17 protein-coding genes, 2 tRNA genes and 6 pseudogenes are annotated in these 22,010 nt (G+C 68.3%); 9 read left to right on the top strand and 16 right to left on the bottom strand.

Annotated elements, in window-relative coordinates; genetic code table 11:
• Positions 1–10: 10 nt before the first annotated feature.
• The 6 genes from C7T91_RS27975 to C7T91_RS27950 all read right to left on the bottom strand — a co-directional run bounded on the left by C7T91_RS27975 (position 11) and on the right by C7T91_RS27950 (position 5,350).
• On the bottom strand, positions 11–1,162 hold the full coding sequence (locus C7T91_RS27975; RefSeq protein ID WP_108263180.1) for an agmatinase: 1,152 nt from the start codon (positions 1,160–1,162) through the stop codon (positions 11–13).
• A 68-nt stretch (positions 1,163–1,230) separates the two neighbouring features.
• On the bottom strand, positions 1,231–1,416 hold the full coding sequence (locus C7T91_RS27970; RefSeq protein WP_108263179.1) for a hypothetical protein: 186 nt from the start codon (positions 1,414–1,416) through the stop codon (positions 1,231–1,233).
• A 480-nt stretch (positions 1,417–1,896) separates the two neighbouring features.
• Positions 1,897–2,370 (bottom strand): capsular polysaccharide export protein, LipB/KpsS family, encoded by a 474-nt coding sequence (locus C7T91_RS27965; protein ID WP_236638597.1) that lies wholly within the window; start codon positions 2,368–2,370, stop codon positions 1,897–1,899.
• A gap of 815 nt (positions 2,371–3,185) precedes the next feature.
• A complete protein-coding gene (locus tag C7T91_RS27960) occupies positions 3,186–3,392 on the bottom strand; it encodes a DNA polymerase III subunit chi (protein WP_108263177.1) in 207 nt (68 codons plus the stop codon).
• Positions 3,393–4,106: 714 nt separating this feature from the next.
• Positions 4,107–4,427: a hypothetical protein gene (locus C7T91_RS27955; protein ID WP_108263176.1), complete on the bottom strand. Its 321-nt coding sequence runs from the start codon at positions 4,425–4,427 to the stop codon at positions 4,107–4,109.
• Positions 4,428–4,459: 32 nt separating this feature from the next.
• Positions 4,460–5,350 carry a class I SAM-dependent methyltransferase gene (locus C7T91_RS27950; protein WP_108263175.1) on the bottom strand — a complete coding sequence of 297 codons (891 nt, stop codon included), beginning with the start codon at positions 5,348–5,350 and terminating at the stop codon, positions 4,460–4,462.
• Between the two features lie 342 nt (positions 5,351–5,692).
• Here C7T91_RS27950 and C7T91_RS27945 point away from each other — a divergent pair.
• A tRNA-Cys gene (locus C7T91_RS27945) sits at positions 5,693–5,766 on the top strand.
• A gap of 6 nt (positions 5,767–5,772) precedes the next feature.
• Here the strand turns inward: C7T91_RS27945 and C7T91_RS27940 are convergent.
• Positions 5,773–6,333, bottom strand: a pseudogene (locus C7T91_RS27940) (tyrosine-type recombinase/integrase); the annotation flags it as partial.
• Between the two features lie 359 nt (positions 6,334–6,692).
• Here C7T91_RS27940 and C7T91_RS27935 point away from each other — a divergent pair.
• From C7T91_RS27935 to C7T91_RS27920, 4 genes and pseudogenes are all read left to right on the top strand, one after another.
• Positions 6,693–7,673: a hypothetical protein gene (locus C7T91_RS27935; protein WP_145963054.1), complete on the top strand. Its 981-nt coding sequence runs from the start codon at positions 6,693–6,695 to the stop codon at positions 7,671–7,673.
• A gap of 654 nt (positions 7,674–8,327) precedes the next feature.
• Entirely contained in the window at positions 8,328–8,846 is a 519-nt protein-coding gene (locus tag C7T91_RS33030; protein ID WP_161556147.1) for an FAD binding domain-containing protein, read from the top strand.
• A pseudogene (locus C7T91_RS27925) lies at positions 8,843–9,265 on the top strand ((2Fe-2S)-binding protein); the annotation flags it as partial. The gene C7T91_RS33030 and the pseudogene C7T91_RS27925, both read left to right, overlap by 4 nt.
• 34 nt (positions 9,266–9,299) lie before the next feature.
• Positions 9,300–10,334: a TAXI family TRAP transporter solute-binding subunit gene (locus C7T91_RS27920; protein ID WP_161556146.1), complete on the top strand. Its 1,035-nt coding sequence runs from the start codon at positions 9,300–9,302 to the stop codon at positions 10,332–10,334.
• A 1,119-nt stretch (positions 10,335–11,453) separates the two neighbouring features.
• Here C7T91_RS27920 and ligA read toward each other — a convergent pair.
• The 3 pseudogenes from ligA to sciP form a co-directional block, all read right to left on the bottom strand.
• Positions 11,454–12,867: pseudogene (gene ligA, locus C7T91_RS40135) on the bottom strand (NAD-dependent DNA ligase LigA); the annotation flags it as partial.
• 148 nt (positions 12,868–13,015) lie between these two features.
• A pseudogene (ctrA, locus tag C7T91_RS27905) lies at positions 13,016–13,690 on the bottom strand (response regulator transcription factor CtrA); the annotation flags it as partial.
• A gap of 97 nt (positions 13,691–13,787) precedes the next feature.
• Positions 13,788–14,067 (bottom strand): annotated as a pseudogene (gene sciP / locus C7T91_RS27900) (CtrA inhibitor SciP).
• A gap of 139 nt (positions 14,068–14,206) precedes the next feature.
• Here sciP and mnmA point away from each other — a divergent pair.
• Both mnmA and C7T91_RS27890 read left to right on the top strand, forming a co-directional pair.
• Positions 14,207–15,341 (top strand): annotated as a pseudogene (gene mnmA, locus C7T91_RS27895) (tRNA 2-thiouridine(34) synthase MnmA).
• A gap of 254 nt (positions 15,342–15,595) precedes the next feature.
• Positions 15,596–16,252, top strand: coding sequence for a hypothetical protein (locus C7T91_RS27890; protein WP_108263169.1), 657 nt, complete (start codon positions 15,596–15,598; stop codon positions 16,250–16,252).
• A 9-nt stretch (positions 16,253–16,261) separates the two neighbouring features.
• Here the strand turns inward: C7T91_RS27890 and C7T91_RS37270 are convergent, their stop codons facing one another.
• Genes C7T91_RS37270 through dapF form a run of 3 tightly spaced genes read right to left on the bottom strand, consistent with a single transcriptional unit; the run spans position 16,262 to position 18,467 of the window.
• A complete protein-coding gene (locus C7T91_RS37270) occupies positions 16,262–16,429 on the bottom strand; it encodes a hypothetical protein (RefSeq protein WP_236638563.1) in 168 nt (55 codons plus the stop codon).
• Entirely contained in the window at positions 16,393–17,637 is a 1,245-nt protein-coding gene (mtaB, locus tag C7T91_RS27885) for a tRNA (N(6)-L-threonylcarbamoyladenosine(37)-C(2))-methylthiotransferase MtaB (RefSeq protein WP_108263168.1), read from the bottom strand. The genes C7T91_RS37270 and mtaB overlap by 37 nt, the downstream gene beginning before the upstream one ends.
• Positions 17,637–18,467, bottom strand: a complete 831-nt coding sequence (dapF, locus tag C7T91_RS27880; protein WP_108263167.1) for a diaminopimelate epimerase — start codon at positions 18,465–18,467, stop codon at positions 17,637–17,639. The genes mtaB and dapF overlap by 1 nt, the downstream gene beginning before the upstream one ends.
• Before the next feature lie 132 nt (positions 18,468–18,599).
• Here dapF and C7T91_RS27875 point away from each other — a divergent pair.
• Positions 18,600–18,675 (top strand) — tRNA-Lys (locus C7T91_RS27875).
• Positions 18,676–18,855: 180 nt separating this feature from the next.
• Entirely contained in the window at positions 18,856–19,668 is an 813-nt protein-coding gene (gene map, locus C7T91_RS27870) for a type I methionyl aminopeptidase (protein ID WP_108263166.1), read from the top strand.
• Here map and C7T91_RS27865 read toward each other — a convergent pair.
• The 3 genes from C7T91_RS27865 to C7T91_RS27855 all read right to left on the bottom strand — a co-directional run bounded on the left by C7T91_RS27865 (position 19,659) and on the right by C7T91_RS27855 (position 21,977).
• Positions 19,659–20,624: a trypsin-like serine protease gene (locus C7T91_RS27865; RefSeq protein WP_108263165.1), complete on the bottom strand. Its 966-nt coding sequence runs from the start codon at positions 20,622–20,624 to the stop codon at positions 19,659–19,661. The genes map and C7T91_RS27865 overlap by 10 nt on opposite strands.
• A gap of 110 nt (positions 20,625–20,734) precedes the next feature.
• A complete protein-coding gene (locus C7T91_RS37265) occupies positions 20,735–21,130 on the bottom strand; it encodes an RsmD family RNA methyltransferase (protein WP_145963051.1) in 396 nt (131 codons plus the stop codon).
• A gap of 88 nt (positions 21,131–21,218) precedes the next feature.
• Positions 21,219–21,977 (bottom strand): hypothetical protein, encoded by a 759-nt coding sequence (locus tag C7T91_RS27855; protein WP_108263163.1) that lies wholly within the window; start codon positions 21,975–21,977, stop codon positions 21,219–21,221.
• Positions 21,978–22,010 lie beyond the last annotated feature (33 nt).

The raw sequence follows: 22,010 nt of genomic DNA, 5'->3' as shown, positions 1-22,010 counted from the left end.
TGACGTTCTCTTAGTCGATTCCAACGGACCTGAATGTGACTTTGGACACTGAACGCAAAACATGACGGCGATACGGAAAAACACGCCCGTGCCGATACGGAAACTCTGACGCATGGATTGCATTCCCGCAAGACGTATCGCGCGGAGATTGCCAAGCCGCTCCCCGCGGTCCACCCTTGGGGCGGGAACAGGGAGGAGCTTTCATGGACCAACGCAACATCCGGACGCCTGCGGCCGCACAGCCGGAAGGCGCGGCGCGGATGCGCGGCCTGCTGGACCGGCTGCGCCGCGAGCTGGACCGCAACGTCGCGGAGATCCGCGCGATCCTGGCTCCGCGCCGCAAGATCGACGCAGCGCGCCTGAACATCCTGCTGCTGCAGACCAGCAGCCCCCCGGGCACCGGCGTGCCGGTGCCCGGCGCGAAGGCCGGGTCGAGCCCGTCGATGTCGAAGCTCAGATAGACCGGCGCCCGCCCGGCGCGCTCGCGCACCGCGCAGATCGCGGCGTCGATGCCGTAGCGGTGGATCCAGGGCGCGGTCAGGATGCGGAAGGGCGGATCGGCGTCGTTATGCGTGCGCAGCCCGACCTGCACCGAGCGCTCGACGTCGATCAGCCCCTCGGCGACGGCGCGCGAGAACATCGTGCCGTGATCGAGCCGGGTGCCGTCGTCTTCCCAGGTGTCGCAATGCGCATCGACCTGCACCAGCGCCAGCGGCCCGAAGCGGCGGGCATGGGCGCGCAGCAGCGGCAGCGAGATCGAATGGTCGCCGCCCAGCGTCAGCATCCGCGCGCCCGAGGCGAGGATGGCATCGGCATGGGCCTCGATGGCCGGGGCGACGGTTTCGGGATGGTGCGGGTCGAGCCAGACATCGCCCCAGTCGATCGCCGCCAGCGTCTCGAACGGATCGAACCCCCAGGGGAAGGCCTTCAGCTCGGCAAGCTGCACCGAGGCCGCGCGGATCGCCTGCGGCCCCAGCCGGGTGCCGGTGCGGTTGGTCACCGCGCTGTCATAGGGCACGCCGGAGATCACCAGGTCGGTGCCTTCCAGGTCGCGGCTGTAGCTGCGGCGCAGGAAGCTGAGCACGCCGCCATAGGTCATCTCGGGCCAGCGCCCGAGCTTGTCCTTGCGGCGGAAGGCCTGGTCGCCCTTGTCCCCGGTCATCTGCGTCCTCTCCCTGCAGTCCCGGCATCCGTGCCGGTCGCGGCATCTTCCCGAGGCCGCGGGCGCCGTCAATCGTCTCCGTTGCGTCCCGTTTCCAGCAAGGGCAGCAGCGCGGCCAGAAGCCGGGCATGGCTCTCGGCGCGCCGCCCGGCGGACAGGCCGCAAAGCTCGGCCGGGGCCTGTTCCGCTGCCAGGATCGCCGGACCGCGCCCGGAGCAGGCGGGGAAGGCATCGTGGATCGCCGGAGCCGCCATGGGCTGCGGCGGTCCAGCCGCGCAGGGCATCGTCCGCGGGCGTGATCCGGCCGCATAGCCGGCTGGGGCGGCTGGGGGGGCTGCCGCCTTCGGTCCTGGGGCCGACAGATGATCGTCACGCCGGCGTTGCCGTGTTTTGCCGCGCGACCTGCTCTGCAGCGCCAGTGGCGGGCAGAACGGCGCGGAAAAGGATTGTTCCGGCAGCCGGAAAATGCGCCTCTGGCCGATTGCGCAAGATGGTTTTCCGGCACCCGGTGCGGTTGCCTTGCCGGTTCGCCGCCCGTCTTTTCTCCGGAATTGCCCGGGTGATTGACGCAGAGCCTCGGAGTTGTGCCTTTCTCTTTCCGCCTTTGGGGCGCCTGCGCGGAGCGGCGGCCGCGGACCACCGGTGATCCAAGCGCGTCCGTCGGCAGGAGGATCAGCCTCCATGGTCCGAAAGCTTCGGCCCCATGCAACAGGCGGTGCCCGAACCCGATTGCCCTAGCAGCGCCGCGGATGGATCGTGGCCCAGAGCCCTTGTGCCTTGGCGGCGAGCCGTGCGGCCGGGCCGCGCACGTCCAGCGGCATGGCGGCCAGCCGGTCCAGCGCCACTTCCGCGGTGCAGATCCGGCCCGTCACCGGGTCGCGGTAGCGCGGCGCGCCGATCAGCGCGGCATGCACCAGCCCGTCAAGCGTGATCCCCGGCGCCCGGCGGCGCTCCGGCACCGGAGCAAGGTCGCGCGTCAATCCCCAGCCCGCATAGAAGGGCGCGCCGAGGCAGGTCACCGGCACCTGCCGCATCAGCGCCTCGAAGCCCATCAGCGAGGTGATCGTCCAGAGCGCGTCGGCCTGCGACAGGAGCCAGGCCGGGTCCGCATCGGGCAGAACCAGGTCGGCCAGCGCTTCCTCGGCTGCGGACAGCCGTCCCGGGCGCAGCCCGGCGACCACATCGGGATGCGGCCGGTAAATGAGCACGGCACCGGGCTCGGCCTCCCGCGCGGCGGCCAGCACGTCCGAGCGCCGCCAGCGCCCCCGCCCCGCCGAGCAGCAGCAGCCCCGCCGCCGGAAGCGGCACCTGCGGCGCGGGGTCCTGCGTCACGACCGACAGCTTCGCGTAGTCGATCGCATATGAATCGAAGCTGCCCAGGTTGAACGTGACCTCCGGCTTGAAGGTCACGATGTTGGCGCCCTCCGCCACCAGCGACGGATCGATGCTGAAATTCAGCACCGAAATGGCGCGTGCGGCGATCGTCGATCCCTGGACCACTTCCTCGTAATGCGAGCCGACGAAGCTGCCGTTCAGGTCGATATCCATGCCCGGCGCCACGTCTCCCGGCGCGGCGGTCCAGCCGCCGCCCGCCTCGATATAGTTGTTCACCCCGGCGATCCGGATTTCCAGATCGGCCGAGGTCACGTCGAGCCCGCCGAGCGCCAGGCTGAAGCTCAGCGACACCGTCCCGTGCCGCGCCATGCGGTCGGTGGGAGCAGGGTCGGACGCATCCGAGCGGTCGAAATCCGCAGGCTCGACCGAGAAGGCGTCCGCCGCGCAGGCGCCCGGCTCGTAGCCGCCGAAGCAGTCGTCGTCGCCGGCCATGTCGAAAAGGCTGGCCGCGCCCGCCGGAGCCGCCAGCCCCGCCGCCAAGGCAAGGGAAATGAGTGATGTCCTGATCGCCATGGGCGCCCTCCGCTATCCGCAACCTCGGACAGCATCGGGCGGAACTGGTTAACAGTCTGTGTCTTCCGGCACAGACATTTACCTTTGGTCAACCTAAATGCCGGAAAGCGGGCGCTCAGTCCTCGCGGGCGGTGGTCATCCGGCGCGCCCAGCGGCCGTCATCCTGCGCCCAGTATTCGGCCACCGTGCCCGCGCCGGTCAGCGCCCGCCACTGGCCGCGCGCCGCGGTCAGCTGCATCTCGTCATTGCCGTCGAACAGGATGCAGACCCGCTCCATCCGCGCCGCCTCCTCGGCCGAGACCTCGGCCGCATCGATCGCCATCAGGCAGGCGGTGCCGCCCGGGGGCGCCGTTCAGGGGCCATGCCGGTCGCAGCGGCCGTGCCGGGGGTGGCGTTCGAAGGCTGGCCGGTTCCGGCTGGCACGGCGCCGGACATGGCGTGGCCGCCGCTCCGCGATCCTGTTGCGCTGAAGGAGGAACGGTCGGCCGGACAGTCGTGATGCCTGGGCTGGGACGCAGGAGCGAGGCGGCGGTTTGCCGTCGGCCCAAGCCTGTTCCTGCGGGGGATATCCTTGGGGAAAGGGCAGCTGGGCCGTTGCAGCGGGCTTTCCGGACAGGCCATGTCGATGGCATGGCGGGCGCGGCGGCACAGCGGAACGTTGCGGGTGAGGGCCGTCCCGTTCCGGCGCGCGCGGCGCCGGATGTGGCATGGCGTGTTTGCAGGGGGCGGAGCAGGCGGTCTTCGTCCGGACGGAGCCATGCCTGGTGTCTTCGAGCAGGCGCATTCAGGCAGGTGGCGGACAGGGCCGACGGAGCTGCGCCAGACGCCTTGCGAGCAGAGACGTGCATGGCGGCTGTGGCGCCCGGCCCCGATGCGCCGGAAAGGCATCGGCCTGCGGCGCCTGGCAAGGCATCTGCCGGATGGTGGCGCCGAGGGGCTCCTGCAGTGCTGGGGCTGGCGTGCGGGCCTTTGCGCAGCCTCTCCTTGCACGGCGGCTGCGGTATCCGCCGGGGGGCGGCAGCTGCGGCCGGGACGGTCAGACGGCCTTGTTCAGGATCGGAGTCCCGTTCTGCCGGTAGAGCAGGCGCGTGCCGTCCGGCAGGGCCGCGAAGAGCGGCCGGCCTTCCCAGTAATAGTCGATCGGCCGCAATTCGAGGCGGCCATCGACGGTGCCGTAGATCGGTCCGTCGATGCCGAAGATGCTCCGCACCAGCTTTGCCTCCGCCGCGAGCTGCGTCCGTGCCGCTTCGAGCTGGGCGGCGAGCTGCGCGGTCTCGCGCTCCGTCAGGTTCGGCCGCTCGGTGGCGAAGCCGCCGCCCGGCGCCGGATTCCGCGGTTTGGCGGGAAGGCAGTTCATCCCATTAGCTCAATTGCGTGGCGCAGCCGGGATCAGGAATTTTCGTCCTTCAGCGGCGGGCGGGCCCGCAGCGTGGCTTCGTAGCCGCGCAGCCGCGACGCCCGGACCAGCGGATCCCAGACCAGCGGGATGTTCGCCTCGCCGGTCCTGAGCACGTCGGTGCCGATCAGTTCGGCCTCGCGCCTGAGCCGTGCGGCCTCGGCCTCGCTGCGCCCGGCCAGCCAGACATGCCCTGCGACATGGGCGCAGCCCAGTTCCGCGGCGCGGCGGCCGAAGATGGTGTAGGGCGCGATCAGCAGGGTGCCGGGCGGCACCTGCGCCGCGATCCGGCGCTCCATCTGCGCCAGCAGCGCATCGTCGCGCATCGGACGGAAGAAGTAGATCACGTCGTGATCGCCGTAGCGCTCCCAGGCCAGCGCGTCGCCCTGGATCGCGCGGCAGCGGTCATGCGGCAGCGCGCGGAAAAGCTGCGCAGCCAGAGCGGCATAGCCGGGATCGTATTCCAGCCCGGCACAGCGGTCGAAATAGGGCGCGGCCGAGATCACCTTCAGGCCGGCGCCGCAGCCGACATCGAGAAACCGCGTCCGCTCGCCGGGCTTGAGCACCGCAAGGCAGCGCTTGGCGGCATGGACTTCGCGCAGGAACAGGCTCTGGGCCAGCGGGATGTCCGGAAAACAGCCGTGCTCATGGGCGCCCGCATCCTGGTTGACGGAGTTCAGCAGCTCGTGGAGCTGGGCGAAGAGCACGTCCGAGACCGCCTCGCGCGAGGCGGCGGTCGGCGGCAGCCGGTCGTGCTCCTCGATCAGCGGCTGGCGGCGGCGCTTTATCTGCGGGCGCAGCATGCTCTCGACCATCGGCCATTTGTTGAGCTCCAGCCGGAGCTGGTTCACCGGCTGCCCGAGCGCGGTCCAGGCCTGGTGCACCGCGCGCTGCGCCGTCTCGTCGGTGCCCGCCGCCGCCGTGTCGGCTCAGGCCCCATCACCCATTTTCAGCCATAGCTCCCGATGGCTCGAAATGGATCATTGTTCAGCGGCAGCATCTTCGCGAGAAACCCTGCCTTGCGTTCAGGCGAACAGGGCACTCGCCATCCAGCCCCGCCCGCCTCGATGCATACTTGCAGATTGGAACCCGATGACAACAATACCTCCCTCTCGGCGAGGGGACAGCGGCCAGGAACTGAAAGATCTATCGATCGAACATCGCCTCTTGCACCCTCTGTTTCCGCAGTGTAGAAGCCGCGAACACCACGGGCAATCAGAGCCCTAGGCGAGTTGGCGGAGTGGTGACGCAGCGGATTGCAAATCCGTGTACACCGGTTCGATTCCGGTACTCGCCTCCAATATCTTCAATGACATAGCTGGTTCCTCTTCTTAGGGGTATCACTATGGGTATCAGGTTCTTTTTCTGATCCCCGTTCGTTCCTGGTGTCATTTCGCTTCTCTGACGCCTGCCGCGCCCGCATGATCTGGCGCGCCTCACCGGCATATTTCCGGACCATGGCGTCCGTCGCGTGGCCGCTGAAAGATTTGATCTCGTCGTCAGAGCAACCTGCCCAGGCCAACTCCTTGATTCCGCGATAGCGCAGAGCGTGCAGGTCAAACTGCTCCAGCTGCATGCGCCGCCGCGCCATGAGCATGATCTGGGCCATGTATCGGTAGCTCATCTTGCCGCCTGTCTGTGTGCGCAGGATCGGCCCTTCCGCGGCACCACTCTCAAACCGAGCCTGAGCGTCGAGCAGCGCGGCCTGCAGCTCCGATGTGCAAGGCAGCTGAAGTGCATAGCCCGTCTTGTTCTGCTGAACTGCCAGCGTCTCCCCATCAAAGTCCGACCAGGTGAAATCGACCCAATCCCCGGGCCGCTGCACCGTACCGACACCAATCTCGAAGATGAGCCGCTCAATGGTCGTCGCTTTCTCACGGAAGGTCGTAAGCGCCTCGCCATTACCCCTGCAGTGCGGCTGACTGCCCGGCGCGGGACCGGGACGGCGGAAGCCGGTGTCCGGCGGAGCCGGGTCGGCGGCCGGTCAATTGCGGGACGGAACGGCGCGGGCTGCATGTCAGGTCTCCGGGATGGCCGCTGCTGCGCCAAGCCTGGCCGCCTCTTGCCGCCTGCGCATCACCCGAACAGGTGACCGGCATGGCGTGCAGCCGAAGCCCCGGGGCATCCCGGGCTTCGTTTCGCACCCGGGTTCATGTATGGTGCCGCCAACTTTCCCGCTCTCCGGGCGCCCGGCGTCCCGGCCCCGTTCCGGAAAGGCAGCGACAAATGGCCAGTTTCCGAATGCCTGGCGCAGATGCCCGGGCCCATGAGCTGATCGGCGACATTTACGGGATTGCCCTTGAACCGGATGCCATTCCCCGGCTTCTGGCGCTCCTCGTGCGGGCGACCGGCAATGCCAGCGCGATCTTCTGCCATCGCGAGCTGGGCGGCGGCTGCGTGGAGATCACGCATGGGATCGACCCGGTTTTCGACATGCCGATGCAGCACCATGCAGAGCGCAATCCGCTCGTGGCGAGGACGGCGCAGCTCCGGATCGGCGCCCCGATACCGGGGGACGGGCTGCTGGAGGCCGGAGAGGTCCGCCGGTCGGGCCTCTACAACGAAGTCTGGAAGCCAGCCGGTCTGGACCACGTGATCGGGGTCAATCTCGCGCGCCAGGCAGGCTTGGTCTCGTCCGTGTGGATCGCGCGCCCGGCCTCGCTCGGCGCGCATTCGCGGGACGAATTCGGGACGGCGTCCATGCTGGCAGGCCATCTGTGCCGGGCCATGGCGCTGCGGCGCAAGCTGATCGAGGGCGAGGCCCGGGCCGCGCTCCTGCGGGAAGGCCTGGATGCGCTTTCCCTGCCGGTCGCGATCACTGCTCCGGACGGCCGGCTTGCCTTCGCCAATGCCGCCGGAGAGGCTGCGCTGCGCACCGGTCCGCATCTGCTGCTGTCGCGCGGCCGCGGCAACGCAAGTCCCGTCAGCGGCGATGCCCGCCGCAGTTCCGCGATGGAAGAGCGTCGCACCGCCTCGGGCAATGAGCGGGGACCACGCGAGGCCACCGCCGGCCGCGAGATCGCCCGGCATGCCGCTGGGGGATCGGTTCATCCCGTTCCGGAGCCCAGCCCGGCAGCAGCGGCGCCCCGCCCGGGGCATGGAGCGCCGACCCATTTTTGCCCCCAGCTGACCTGCCTGCCCCGTCCCTCCGCCAGGAACGGAGGTGCAGAAAGAGGCCCCTTCGGGACAGATCGGCGAGCTGGATGACGGGCGGTTTCCGATGGCGGACCAGTCCCATTCGTTTCCCGCGGCAAATGTCCTGTCGTGCTTGTCCGCCGCCATGGTGACGCCATGCCGGCAGGCGCCGCCGGGATCGCAAGTCATTTGGCAGAGGCGGATCGGAACGGCAAAAGCGGAGCAGGTCCGGGAACTCAGGCCCCCGCACAGGCCGAAAAGAAAGCTTCGCATGGAGATTTGCTCAGCGATCGACGCTTTCCATTTAGAATAATGTTTTTGTTGCATTGGACGGAGCGGTCCTCCGCCCCCCGCCCCGGGTGCCGATGGCCGTCGCGGCGGGCGGCCGCCTGCGATCCGGGGGCGGCACTCCGACGGAATGGCCCGCAGCGGTCTCGGACCTCGGAACCTCCACAGGCCATCGCGCGGGCGGAATGCCCGGAAAACGCAGACCGGAGGCGCTTGGCGCGGAGGGCCCTGCCGGACACGGCGCAACGCCAAGCCGCAGGCCCGGCCGGATTGCCCATGCCTGGCCGCCGCCACGGTCCGTACCGCAGCAAGAGATGCCCTGGCCAACCGGTGAACCTTTCCGAGGAGGCGCTGTTGCGCAAATCAACTGATGACCGCAGTTCTCCTTTCCCCGGACACACTTATCCTAGGGCCACGGTCATCGGGATGCCGAGTGCCGTGAAGCGGTTGAGGAATGAGCGGCAAGCGACGATCGGCGGCTCGATCGCCCATGCCGACCCGGCCGCCGACTGGGTGGCGACGATGACCGGACTGGGCGCCTCCGTCCGCATCCTCGGTCCGCAAGGCCCCCGCGAGCTGCCGATGGCGGAGTTCGTCACCGGCGCGCTCTCCACTGCGCTGGAGCCGGGCGAAATCATCACCGCCCTCCGCGTGCCCCGCCGCAGCCCGCAGGCGCGCTGGTCCTACTGGAAGTTCTGCCGCAAGACGGGCGAATTCGCCAAGGCCTCGGCCTGCGTGCTCGCCGATCCCGAAAAGGGCGACTACCGCGTCCTCGCCGCTGCCATCGAACGCGCGCCGGTCGCGCTGCCCGACCCGCAAGGATTGATCGAGGGCACCGCCGATCCGCGCGGAGCCGTCGAGGCCGCCCTGCCCTTCCTCTCCCCCGAACGCCGCGCGCTGCAGGCCACCGCCACGATCCGCGCGCTCGACGCCCTCAAGTCCGGAGCCGCCGCATGACCGCCTTCACCGTCAACGGCCAGCAGGTCCGCTTCGAGGGCGAGGCGCGCACCCATCTGGCGGATTTCCTGCGCGAAGACATGGGGCTGACCGCCACGCATCTGGGCTGCGAGCACGGCGTCTGCGGCGCCTGCACGCTGGTCAAGGACGGCAAGCCCGTGCGCAGCTGCATCACCTATGCGGCATCCTGCGGCGGCGCCGAGATCCGGACGCTGGAAGATTTCCGCGGCGACCCGTTGATGGCGCGGCTGCGCGCGGCCTTCAAGGAACATCACGGGCTGCAATGCGGCTTCTGCACGCCGGGGATGCTGGCCACGGGCTATGACATCGTCACCCGCCTGCCCGATGCCGACGAGGCGCGGATCCGCGAGGAACTGTCCGGCAATCTCTGCCGCTGCACCGGCTACATGGGCATCGTCGCGGCGATCCGCGCGGTGCTGGCCGAAGGGCCGCATGTCCGCCCCGCCGCGCCGGAGCGCCGCCCGCAGATCGGCAGTTGCCACCGCCTCGCGCGGCGGGGTCTACTACTATGCCGGCGGAACGATCTGCGGCCTCGCCAATGCCCGCCGCTGGCAGAGCGGCCTGCGCTGCGTGGCGGAGCCGTCGGGCGGCTCGATCGACAACCTGCGCGCCCTGCGCACCGGGGCGGTGCAGTTCGCCATCGTGCAATCCGACTGGCAGCAGGCCGCTGCCGCGGGAACGGGTCCCTTCGAGGGCTTCGGACCCGACCGGGAGCTGCGCTCGGTGCTGTCGCTCTTCCCGGAACCCTTCACCGTCGTGGCCCGCCCGCAGAGCGGCATCGTCCGGCTGTCCGATCTCGCGGGCAAGCGGGTCAATATCGGCCCAGCCGGCTCGGGCAGCCGGGCAACGGCCGAGGTCGTCCTGGAGGCCATGGGCTGGAGCGGCGGGGATTTCGCCCATCTGTCCGATCTCGGCTGGCTCGACCTGCCAACGGAGCTCTGCGAGGGCGAGATCGACGCCGCGCTCGTCATCATCGCGCATCCCAACCTTCTGGTCGAGGAGATGATGTCCGCCTGCGGCGCGGTGCTGGTGCCCGCCGAGGCGGAGGACCTCCGCGCGCTGGTCGACGCGCATCCTGCCTATTTCCCGTATTCGATCCCGGCGGGGACCTATCCCGGACAGGCCGCGCCGGTTCCGGGCTTCGCGCTCGCCGCCGGGCTGGTGACCTCGTCCCGCGTGCCGCCGCGGGTTGTCCGCGACCTCGTCGGGGCGATCTCGGGCAATCTCCCGGAATTCCGCGCGCGGCATCCGGCCTTCTCCGAATTCGGAGCGGAGCAGATGCTCGGCGAGGGAATGTCCGCGCCGCTCTATCCGGGCATCCGCGGCTATCTGGAGGAGACGGGCCTGCTGCCCGTTCCGGCAAACCGAGCGGCAGGCGGCCGGGCCCGGCGCAGGCCGGCAGGCTGCCCGCAAAGCTGCACCCTTGCCCGGCCGGCTGCGCCGGGAAGGCATTGGACATCAAGATGAATCCCCTCGATTTGCGCAACAAGGCCCCCTGGAATGCTCCGACGCACTGCCATGGAGAGGCAGTTAACCTAACATAAACTGCAGATTTTCAGCTCAGCGGAGAGTCTGAAGTCAGCGCGGCAGGAAATGATCCTGCCGCGCCAAAAGTGCTGGCCGAGGACCATGTTCTCGGGATGCCATGCGGTCATGATCCGTTCCGCGAAGCACGGTGTACCCATCCTGAACTTTGGCGAACGATTTCCCGCGATTGACCTAGCGGACAGCTCCGGCATTTCGATCGTGCAACTGCCGACGAGCCTTCAGGAATGACCGTGCCTCATGCTCTTCTTCGACACAGATAGCAGGCACGGGCCCAGGCCAGAAATCTCGTATGCATACGACCGTGAGGCCGCTGGCTTCGACTCCTGATGTTGCGTCGGCAGAAGCCGACTTTGGAAGGCCGTATTTTCGATCAGGGCGGCTGTGGCTCCGGAAGCCGCGGCGACAGGCATGCGGAAAAAGCCGCATGAGGGATGCCCGCGACACGAGCACCGCACAAGGCGCAGACGCGTCCGCGGCGCATCCCTCGTCCATAACTTACTGTAAATTATCAAAGAACGTGGCACGCAAAATCGAGCGCATCCGATTCCCCGCAGTCGCGAGCAGAACGAATCTAGCAGCTAGCTCGCTTCGCAAAAGATCGATTCTGGGGAAGCGATGCACCGCTTACCATGCATCCGGTCTTTGCCCGGATCATTCGTCCTTCCCTGGCCAAGATGGGACGCCATGCGTCCGGCGTCTCATCCGCGCATCGGCACTCCGGGGCCAAGCTCCCCGCCGGACGCCGGTCCATCTCCGTGCCGTTCGCGGAACCCTTCCCGGTCCGCCTCACGCCGGGCTGCAGCCTGCTCAGCGCATCGCTCCAGTACCGCCCGCCTGTCGTCAGGGCGGCCCAGGCGACGCGCACCGCGCGCTGCTGGCGCTGGCAACCGCCGCGATCGAGGCGCCGCAAACCGCGGCTTCGGACACCGCGCGGCTGGCCAAGCCGGTCGAGGGCCGCATCCTGCGCGGCTACCAGAAGGGCTCGAACGAGGGCGTCGATTTCGCCGCCTCCGTCGGCAGCCCGGTGCGCGCCGCCGACTGCTTGGCGCCCAGCCCCTCGATGTCGAAGGCGGCGCGGGATACGAAATGCTTCAGCTTCTCGACCGCCTGGGCCGGGCAGATCAGGCCGCCGGTGCAGCGGCGCACCGCGTCGCCCGGCTCTCGGATCGCCTCGGAGCCGCATTCCGGGCAGGTCCCGGGGAAGGCATAGGGCTCGGTCCCTTCCGGGCGCTTGGCGAGGTCGACATCCGCGATCTTCGGGATCACGTCGCCCGCGCGATAGATCTGCACCCAGTCGCCGATGCGGATGTCCCGCCCCCCGCGGATTTCGTTGCCCGAAGCGTCGCGCCCGGCGATGTAATCCTCGTTGTGCAGCGTCGCGTTCGACACCACCACGCCGCCGACGGTGACCGGCTGCAGCCGCGCGACCGGCGACAGCGCGCCGGTGCGGCCGACCTGGATGTCGATCGCCTCGAGCCTCGTCCAGGCCAGCTCGGCCGGGAATTTATGGGCGATGGCCCAGCGGGGCGTGGTGGAGCGCAGGCCGAGGCGGCGCTGCAGATCGAGCCCGTCGACCTTGTAGACCACGCCGTCGATGTCATAGCCGAGCGTGGCGCGCGCCTGCTCGATCTCGCGGTAATGGGCGATGACCTCGTCGACGGTTCCNGCAGCGCCGGGTCAGCGGGTTGGTCTGGAACCCGAGTTCCGCCAGCCGGTCGATCGCCGCCTTCTGGGTCTCGCCGAGCGGCGCGGAGAGCTCTCCCCAAGCATAGGCGAAGAAGCGAAGCGGGCGCGAGGCGGTGATCGACGGGTCGAGCTGGCGCAGCGAGCCGGCGGCGGCGTTGCGCGGATTGGCGAAGACCTTGCCGCCGCGCGCCTCCTGTCGCTCGTTCAGCGCCGCGAAATCGCCCTTGTCCATGTAGACTTCGCCGCGGACTTCCAGAACCTCCGGCGCGCCCTCCAGNCGTTTCGGGGATGTCGGCGATCCGGCGGGCATTGGCGGTGACGTTCTCGCCTTCGGCGCCGTCGCCGCGGGTCGCGGCCTGGACGAGCTGACCATTCTCGTAGCGCAGCGACAGCGACAAGCCGTCGATCTTGGGCTCGGCGGTATAGGCCANGCGGGTCATCGGCAGCGAGGCCGAGATAGCGGCGGATGCCCTGATCGAATTCGGCCACGTCCTCTTCGGAGAAGGCATTGGCCAGCGACATCATCCGCTGCGCGTGGCGGACCTTGGCGAAGCCGGACTCGACCGGGNGCGCCGACGCGGCCCGAAACGGCGTCTTCGGCGGCAAGCTCGGGAAAGGCCCCTTCGAGCGCCAGGGCGCGGAGCTTCAGCCCGTCATATTCGGCATCGGTCAGGACCGGCGCGTCCTGGTTGTGATAGGCGCGGTCCGCATCGGCCAGCTGCGCCGAGAGCGCCTTGTATTCCGCTGCGGCCGCATCGGCCGTCAAGTTTACGGGATCAGCATTCGAACCTGACACGGCACCCTCGCTTTGCGCACCTCACTGCCGGGGGTGATAGGTGCCTTGGGCGCCGCCGTCCAGCNGGTTCGGTCNGCTTACGCGCCGANGCGCGATCGGCGGCTCGGNCCAGCTTGGGTTCGGGATCGCGCAGCACATAGCCCCGCCCCCAGACGGTCTCGATGTAGTTCTCGCCGCCGGTTGCCTGGCTGAGCTTCTTGCGCAGCTTGCAGATGAAGACGTCGATGATCTTCAGTTCCGGCTCGTCCATGCCGCCATAGAGATGGTTGAGGAACATTTCCTTGGTCAGGGTCGTGCCCTTGCGCAGCGAGAGCAACTCCAGCATCTGGTATTCCTTGCCGGTCAGATGCACCGGCTGGCCGCCCGCCTCGACGGTCTTGGCGTCGAGATTGACCGAGATCTTGCCGGTGCGGATGACTGACTGGGAATGGCCCTTCGAGCGGCGGATGATGGCATGGATGCGCGCAACCAGCTCCTCGCGGTGGAAGGGTTTGGTCAGGTAGTCGTCGGCTCCGAAGCCGAAGCCCTTGATTTTGTTTTCGGTATCGTCCGCCCCGGTGAGAATGAGGATCGGGGTGTCGATCTTTGCCAAGCGCAGCTGGCGGAGGACTTCGAGCCCGTTCATGTCGGGCAGGTTCAGGTCCAGCAGGATGAGGTCGTAATCGTAGAGCTTCGCGAGATCGATGCCTTCCTCGCCGAGATCGGTGCAGTACACGTTCAGATTGGCATGGGTCAGCATCAGTTCGATGCTTTTGGATGTAGTCGGGTCATCCTCGACGAGCAGAACGCGCATGGTTTCTCTCCGCNTGGAAGTCGTTTCTCGACGTTAACGTGAACNAACAGAGGTTAATCGCACGTTACCACGGTNAAGGTTTCCCCCCTGTTNCAGCTTAAAGTTGTCGATACTTTTGTAAAGAGGTTGTCTTAAGGGCAGCCTCGCCATGGACCTTGACGGCGGTCTGCNCAGGAGGCCAGCTCCTCCTCGGACAGGCCGTACATGGCCAGCGCCTCTTCCTTGGCGATCAGCCCGTGCTGCACCGCCTTCACGACCACTGCCTTGCGGCTGGCCACCCATCGCCGCGTGTCCTTCGGCGGCAGGTCGGCCCGGCTCAGCGTGCCGCCGTCCGGCAGATTGACGATGCGCGGCCCCTCGACTTTGCGTATGTACATGGCNTCGTCCCCTCATTACTCACCNGAGGCCGGTATGTCCGCGAGGGGGCTAAAAACCTGTAAAACAACTCCTTGCGAATGCGGGCGAATTGAGTAGAATGCCCGACTTTCCTGTTAAATGGTGAATGCGACAGACCCCATGACCCAACCGCTCAACTCCCTGGGATTCGCGAAGGCCCCCGCGGACACGCGCGTCCTCGTCGCCATGTCGGGCGGTGTCGACAGCTCCGTCGTCGCCGCGCNTCCTGCACGAGCAGGGCTATGACGTCATCGGCGTGACGCTGCAGCTCTACGACCATGGCGCCGCGCTCGCCAAAAAGGGCGCCTGCTGCGCCGGGCGCGACATCCATGACGCGCGCCGCGTCGCCGAGGACCTGGGATTCCCGCATTATGTCCTTGATTACGAAAACATCTTCAAGGATGCGGTGATCGACGAATTCGCCGACAGCTACCTTGCCGGCGCGACCCCGGTGCCCTGCATCCGCTGCAACGAGCGGGTCAAGTTCCGCGACCTTCTGGAAACCGCCAAGGACCTCGAGGCCGACTGCATGGCGACCGGCCACTACATCCAGCGGATCATGGGCGGCAACGGCGCGGAGCTGCATGCCGGGGCCGACCCGCAGCGCGACCAGAGCTATTTCCTGTTCTCGACGACGCCGGACCAGCTCGACTACCTGCGATTCCCGCTCGGGCATCTGAGTTCCAAGGCCGAGACCCGCGCGCTGGCGCAGAAATACGGGCTGATGGTGGCCGACAAGCCCGACAGCCAGGACATCTGCTTCGTGCCGGACGGAAACTATGCCGCCGTGATCGAGAAGCTGCGCCCCAACGCGGCCGATCCGGGCGACATCGTCGACATGGAAGGCAACGTGCTCGGCACCCATCGCGGCGTGATCCACTACACGATCGGCCAGCGCCGGGGCCTCGGCATCGGCGGGCTCGACACGCCGCTCTATGTCGTCAAGCTCGACCCGGATGCGCGCCAGGTCGTGGTCGGCCCGAAGGAAGCCTTGGCCACCCGCCGGGTGCCGATCCGCGAGCTGAACTGGCTGGGCGACGGCAAGGTGACCGACCGCGCCGAATGGGAGGTCGCGGCCAAGGTGCGCTCCACCCGCCCGCCGCGGCCCGCGATCCTGCGTCCGATCAGCGAGACCGAAGCAGAGGTCGAGCTGCTGACGCCCGAGGAAGGCGTGAGCCCCGGCCAGGCCTGCGTGCTCTACCAGCCGGACAGCTCCCGCGTCCTCGGCGGCGGCTGGATCTGGCGCGGGCACTGACCCGTCCCGGGCGGCCATCCACGGCCGCCCGCATCTTCGGCCCCGCGCCCAAAAATGCTGCATCGCAGCCTAACCATCAGCGACGGGCCGCCGACCGGCACGGGCGCGGAAAATGTTTCCATCGCGAAAGCAATCTGCCTCGGTTAACCATTATCATCGTAACGTGTTCTGTACCGAGGCTATTCATGACTCCTCTGCTTTAGCCCGCCCTCGCGGCGCTTTCGCTGCTCGCCGCTCCTCTTGCCGCCGCCACCGTGACCACGTCCACCGATAGCGCGGCCCGCTACGACAGCGTGCAGGGCATCTTCGCCGACAGCGTCAACGGAGCTACGCTGGCAGGCGCCACGGTCACCGCAACCTTCGCCGATGGCGTTTCGCAGACCGGCACCCTGGCGGCGACCCGCGCCACGCGCAGCGCGCTGCCGCTCGCCGACTTCGATTTCGGCCTCGCGATGGCGGGTTCCACCTACCGGCGGCCGTTCATCATCACCAACACCGCCGGCACCGCCCTGGTCTCGCTTGCCATCGACCTTGCCGACGCCAATTCGGTCTTCGACCTCACGAATGGCGGGCGCGTGGGAACACCCGGTTCCAGCCTGGGACGCACGGTCACGGAGACCGGCGACACCATCCTCGACGGAACTGTCGCGGCCACCTATTCCGGCATCGTTTCCGTCGGCGGCGCCGCCGCGGCCGGCGACCTCTTCACCCAGCTGACGCTCGATTTCAGCGGCACGGCAGGCGGCGGACTGGCCTCCGGCACCAGCTGGAATTTCATCGCGGATACCGACACGGTCCGCCCCGGCGACCTGCAGCTGGCCGCGGTTCCGCTTCCCGCCGCAGCCCTGCCCTTCGGCCTCGTGCTGGGCGGGCTGGCGGGTCTTGCCGGACTGCGCCGCCGCACCGCCTGACGGCAAAGCTCAATCGGTCAGGCTGTTCGAAATGACGTAGCAGCCGAGGCCGATCATCACGAAGGGCATCGCCCTCTCGGCCCGCTCCGTCCACGGAGCGAGCCGTTCGCCGCCATGCCGCGCCAGGCGGCTCAGCCCCATCATCCCCGCCATCGACAGCAGCGCGCCGCACAGCACCAAGGGCTCGAGCGGTTCGCGGGTATCGGCGAAGAGCGGCACGAAGACCGCCAGCGTGTCGCCGGACATCGACAGGAAGGTGACGACCGCGGCCGCCAGCGAAGGCGGCGGCGGCCGCGCTGCGGGGCCCGGCCGGCGGCCCGCAGCCGGGCGGCCCGGTCCTTGATCGCGCGGCCGTCGACAGCGGGCATCCGCGCGGCGGGCGTGCCTTCGCGCGGGCTGTAGGGGAAGACATGCAGCCAGGTCAGGTTGCACTCCTCCACCAGCCTGAGCGAGTTGAGGAACATCTCCTCGGTTTCGGTCGGGAAACCGGCGATGATGTCGGCGCCGAAGGTCATGTCGGGGCGCAGGCGGCGCGCCTCCTCGCAGAAGCGGATCGCGTCATCGCGCAGGTGGCGGCGCTTCATCCGCTTCAGGATCATGTCGTCCCCGGCCTGCAGCGACAGGTGCAGATGCGGCATCAGCCGCTCTTCCTCGGCGATGGCGCGCATCAGGTTCTCGTCCACCTCGATCGAGTCGATCGAGGAGATGCGCAGCCGCGGCAGCTCGGGCACCAGCTTCAGGATGCGCATCACCAGGTCGCCGAGCTTCGGCGCCGCGGGCAGGTCCGCACCCCAGGAGGTCAGGTCGACCCCGGTCAGCACCACCTCGTTGTACCCCTTGGCCACCAGCCGCCGGATCTGGTCGACCACGACGCCTGCGGGAACCGACCGGGAATTGCCGCGGCCGAAGGGAATGATGCAGAAGGTGCAGCGGTGGTCGCAGCCGTTCTGCACCTGGACATAGGCGCGCGACCGCGTGCCGAAGCCGTCGATCAGGTGTCCGGCGGTCTCGGTCACCGACATGATGTCGTCGACCTGCACGCGCTCGGTCTCGCCGATGAAATCGGCCGCCATGCCGCGCCAGGTCTCGGGCTGCATCTTCTCGGTATTGCCGACGACGAAATCGACCTCCTCCATGGCGGAGAAGCTGTCGGGGTCGGTCTGCACGGCGCAGCCCGTCACCACGACCTTCGCGTTCGGGTTCTCGCGGCGCAGGCGGCGGATCTCCTGGCGGGACTTGCGCACCGCCTCGGCGGTCACCGCGCAGGTATTGACCACGACGGTCTCGCCCAGCCCGGCGGATTGCGCCAGTTCCTTCATCGCCTCGGTCTCGTAGGCGTTGAGGCGGCAGCCAAGCGTGGTGAATTTGGGCACGGGCGCGTCCATCACACGGCCTCCAGGAAGGACGTGTCGAATTCCGCCGCGAAGACATAGGCGACCGGGCCCGAGAGCCAGACGCCGTCCGCGCGCCAATCCACCAGCAGCCGGCCGCCATCGAGATCGAGCGCCACCGTCTTTCCGGTCAGCCCGCGCAGGTTGGCGGCCACGGCGGTGGCGCAGGCGCCCGAGCCGCAGGCCAGCGTGACGCCGGTGCCGCGCTCCCAGACCCGCATCCGCAGATGGTCCGGCGCGATCAGGCTCGCGTATTCGACATTGGTGCGCTCGGGGAACAGCGGATCATGCTCGACCCCCGGCCCCTGCCCTTCCAGATCGACGGCTTCGGCATCGGCGACGAAATGCACCGCATGGGGATTGCCCATGCCGACCGCCACCGGATCGCCTGCCAGCGGCAGCGCGGTCACGTCCATCTCCCGCGCCAGCGGCACATCCTGCCAGTCGAGCTGCGGCGCGCCCATGTTGACCCAGACCGCGCCGCCGCGGCGCTCGGCATGAAGGAGCCCGCGCATCGTGCGGATGCTCACCGCATCGCGCCCGAGCCCGGTCATCACCAGATCGGCGACGCAGCGGGTCGCGTTCCCGCAGGCCCCCGCCCGGCTGCCGTCCGAGTTCCAGAAATCGAGGCAGATGTCGCTGTCCTCGCCGTCGCGGATCTCGGCCAGCTGATCGAAGCCGACGCCGCGGTGGCGGTCGCCGACCGCGCGGGCCAGGGCCTCGGTCACGCGCGCGGACCGGCCCCGACTGTCGATGATGACAAAGTCGTTCCCGGCCCCGTGCATTTTCAGGAAGGGCAAACTGTTCTCGGAAGTGTCGCGCATGCGGCGCGATATACGCCTGCCCGAGGCGAATATCCACAGGCCGCTTCTGCGCCGCCGCAAAAAACTTCGGAAATTTCGAAATCGGCCATTGACCCCCCCGGACGCAATCCGTAGAGAGCGGCCTCACAGAGTGGGCCGTTAGCTCAGTTGGTAGAGCAACTGACTTTTAATCAGTGGGTCACAGGTTCGAATCCTGTACGGCTCACCACTGACCTCCCGAAACAGGGATGCATGCGCAGAGCGCATCACCGGCGGAAAACAGCCGGACCGGCACGCCCCGGAGACCGGCGCTTTCCATGCTGCAGCGCGACACGGGCGCGATTCGAGCACTGGCACCTTCCGGCGCTTTGCTCTATCACTTCTTCCCGACACAGAAGGAGCTGGTTTCTTGGAAGGACAGAGCCGCGGGCGACTGACACGCGACGGGATTCGGATTCACGAGCCCGCCGATTTCGCCGGAATGCACAAGGCCGGCAAGCTGGCCGCAGAAATCCTTGACGAGGTTGCGCCGCTGATCGTGCCCGGCGCCACCACCGCCGAGATCGACCAGGCCATCACCGACCATATCGAGCGCTCCGAGGGCGTGTCGGCGACGATCGGCTACAAGGGCTATCAGCACGCCAGCTGCATCTCGGTCAATCACGTGGTCTGCCACGGGATCCCGGGGGCGAAAGTGCTGAAGGACGGCGACATCCTGAACATCGACGTCACCGTGATCGTCGATGGCTGGTACGGCGATACCAGCCGGATGTACGTGGCCGGAAAGCTGTCGCGCAAGACCGAGCGGCTGATCCAGGTCACGCATGACTCGCTGATGAAGGGCATCGAGGTCGTCCGCCCGGGCGCCACCTTCGGCGATATCGGCCATGCGATCCAGAGCTTCGTCGAAGGCCACCGGATGAGCGTCGTGCGCGATTTCTGCGGCCACGGCCTCGGCCGGGTGTTCCATGCGCCGCCGAACGTGCTGCATTACGGCCGTCCGGGCTCCGGTCCGGTGCTCGAGGAAGGCATGTTCTTCACCATCGAGCCGATGGTGAACCTCGGCCGTCCCGAGACCAAGATCCTGCCCGACGACTGGACCGCCGTGACCCGCGACCGGTCGCTGTCCGCGCAGTTCGAGCATTCGATCGGCGTCACCGCGGATGGCTGCGAGATCTTCACGCTGTCTCCCGCCGGCAAGTTCCACCCGACCTACGGCTGAGACCGCCGCCCGAGCAGAACGAGCCCGGCACAGGCTGCGCCGAGCATCGCCACAGGAAAGGGCAGCGGCACCGTTGCCGCGTAATAATTCCCGCCCGCATCGCCGACCAGGCCGCGGGCGGCGGATGAGCCGAGCGCCGTCCAGACGCCGACATCGCCGTAATCGCTGTCCGCGCTGCCGTCATAGCCGAGAATGCCGGTCACGACCCCGGCCACCACCCATTTCCCCTCCCGCAGCACCAGCATCGGACCGCCGCTGTCGCCCGGCGCGATCAGGCCCTCGTAGCCCAGCGGAGCAGCGTCGCTCGCCAAAGGCGGATCGAGCGCAGTGAGCAGCGTGTTCCCGCTCCCGTCCTCCCTGTCGAAATCGGCCAGCAGCAGCGCCAGCGCGTCGGCCGAGTCCCGGGTATAGCCCTCGAGCATGTTGAGCGCGAAGCCGCGGCGGCCGGTGCCCGGCCCCAGCGTCGCGCCGCTGCTGCCGGTACCGTAGCGTCCCCAGCCGACCATGGCGAAGCTCTCGGTCAGCGGGTCGTCGCCCAGCACCAGAAGCGGGTCGATCCCGGTGACCGGCGAGGACAGGCGGAAGACCGCGAGGTCGGTGCCGTTGAAATAGTCGCCCGGGTCGGCGGGATCGGGGGCAAGCGCAGCGATCGACGCGACGCCGGTGCCGGTTGTCGCGCCGCCGGAACGGAACTCGGCACTCCAGCTCGACGCCCCGCCCGCATCGGCGCAATGGCGCGCGGTCAGCACCGCCGTGGGAGAGATCAGCGCGCCGGAGCAGATGCCGCCCCCCGAAAGCCGCAGCCGGGCGACGGCGTCGAAATCGGCATGGGCGCCCAGCGAGGCGGACAGGGCCAGAGGCGTGGCCGAGCCGCCGAAACTGTCCTTCACCGTCACCGCTCCGGCCGGAGCGGCAAGGCACAGCATCAGCGCAGCCAGGGCAGGAAGCAATCGCATCGCCAGGATCCTCAGCAAGGGCAGCCAGGTTGCGGACCCGGCCCATGCAGGGATCACCTCATGCAATGCTTAACAAAGAGTCAATTTATCCGGCGGCGTTAAGGCTTTTTTCACGGAAGCGGCTGCTCCGGCGCGCCGGCCGCGGGCTCCGCCTCCAGAAAGGTCACATGCGTGTCGCCGTAGCGCCGCTCCTCGAGCAGCGCGAATCCCTCCGGCGCGGGCTGCGGCGCGCTTTCCTCCCAGACCACCAGCGCCCCCGGCGCGATCCAGCCGCCATCGCGCGCCGCCGCCCTGCATTCGGCATCTGCTCGGTGCAGCTGAAAGACATTCGCGGCCAGACCGGCTCCCGCCATCGCAAGCATGGTTCGACAGTGGCGATCTCTCTGTCGCATGCGCCGTTTCGCGGTGCCGATCCATCTTCTGCCCCATGCCTTCTGATCCGTTTCCGGAGGTAAGAGCGCCCGCAAGACTGTGTGCGTCATCGGCACGGATTTCACCGGCGCCATGCCGTGCTTGTCGATGACAGCAGGCGCGCGCGGCCCTCCCTGCCTGCTGCAGCCCATCTCTGCAGCGACATACCGGAACCGGCAGCCGTCAGAACCGGAACTCGGCCCGTTCGAAAGCTCTGCGCCAATCCTCTTCCTGCACGGCCGGAAGGCCGTGGAGCGGCTGGCCCGCCGCCCGCAGCGACGGCCGCAGGTAGCGGTAGGTGGCTTCGGCATTGCGGCGAAGCTCCGGGTCGGGCGCCTCGAGCCAGACGGCGGTCCGGCTGCGCGTGTCGAAGGCACAGTATTCGATCGGCTGCACCTGCCCGTCTCCCGGAACCGCGGCCATCACATGCAGGATGCCAGGCGTGAAGGCCTCGGTCTTCTGGATGTACGGGAAGCGCGGACGGCCGAACCTGCCATGGAGAATGGCCGCGCAGGCCTGTTCGGCGACCGGCACCCAGCGGCTGTCATGCGCGAGAACGGTGCGCCCGCGGAATTGCGGCAGGCGGCCGTGGCCCGCCATCTCGCCGAGCGGCAGCGCGGCGCTTGCCGATACCAGAACCCGGCCGATCCCCAAGTCGGCATGGCAGAACACCTCGGCGCCGTCACCGGCTTCAGGGGGCATGGCACGGTAGATGCGCCCTTCGAGGTCATGCTGGACGAAGCCGTAGCCTGCAAGGCGGCGCGGGCCGTGGCCGCCCTCCTCCGCAAGCGCAAGGCAGCGCGTCTCCAGCCCGGCGGCAATCTCTGCGACCGGAAAATACACCGCATCCGGATCGACATGCTCCGGCAGCGGCTCTCCGGCCAGGGGCGGCGACGCGGCACAGAGGCAGATCAGGATGGCACGGGCAAGAACGCGGACCATGGCGGCTCCTTTCCGGACAGGGCTGCCCGCAGC

Origin of the sequence: Mangrovicoccus ximenensis (assembly GCF_003056725.1) — a bacterium.
Classification (GTDB): domain Bacteria; phylum Pseudomonadota; class Alphaproteobacteria; order Rhodobacterales; family Rhodobacteraceae; genus Mangrovicoccus; species Mangrovicoccus ximenensis.
Note: the sequence above shows the minus strand (reverse complement) of the source record. Positions and strands in the feature narration are given on the sequence as shown.

What these genes read in the sequence shown, in the direction of transcription:
- C7T91_RS27975 (WP_108263180.1), bottom strand. Translation starts at nt 1,162, where the DNA reads ATGACCGGGGACAAGGGCGACCAGGCCTTCCGCCGCAAGGACAAGCTC.
- C7T91_RS27970 (WP_108263179.1), bottom strand. Translation starts at nt 1,416, where the DNA reads ATGGCGGCTCCGGCGATCCACGATGCCTTCCCCGCCTGCTCCGGGCGC.
- C7T91_RS27960 (WP_108263177.1), bottom strand. Translation starts at nt 3,392, where the DNA reads ATGGCGATCGATGCGGCCGAGGTCTCGGCCGAGGAGGCGGCGCGGATG.
- C7T91_RS27955 (WP_108263176.1), bottom strand. Translation starts at nt 4,427, where the DNA reads ATGAACTGCCTTCCCGCCAAACCGCGGAATCCGGCGCCGGGCGGCGGC.
- C7T91_RS27935 (WP_145963054.1), top strand. Translation starts at nt 6,693, where the DNA reads ATGGCCAGTTTCCGAATGCCTGGCGCAGATGCCCGGGCCCATGAGCTG.
- C7T91_RS27920 (WP_161556146.1), top strand. Translation starts at nt 9,300, where the DNA reads ATGTCCGCCCCGCCGCGCCGGAGCGCCGCCCGCAGATCGGCAGTTGCC.
- mtaB (WP_108263168.1), bottom strand. Translation starts at nt 17,637, where the DNA reads ATGGACGCGCCCGTGCCCAAATTCACCACGCTTGGCTGCCGCCTCAAC.
- dapF (WP_108263167.1), bottom strand. Translation starts at nt 18,467, where the DNA reads ATGCGCGACACTTCCGAGAACAGTTTGCCCTTCCTGAAAATGCACGGG.
- C7T91_RS27865 (WP_108263165.1), bottom strand. Translation starts at nt 20,624, where the DNA reads ATGCGATTGCTTCCTGCCCTGGCTGCGCTGATGCTGTGCCTTGCCGCT.
- C7T91_RS37265 (WP_145963051.1), bottom strand. Translation starts at nt 21,130, where the DNA reads ATGGCGCCGGTGAAATCCGTGCCGATGACGCACACAGTCTTGCGGGCG.
- C7T91_RS27855 (WP_108263163.1), bottom strand. Translation starts at nt 21,977, where the DNA reads ATGGTCCGCGTTCTTGCCCGTGCCATCCTGATCTGCCTCTGTGCCGCG.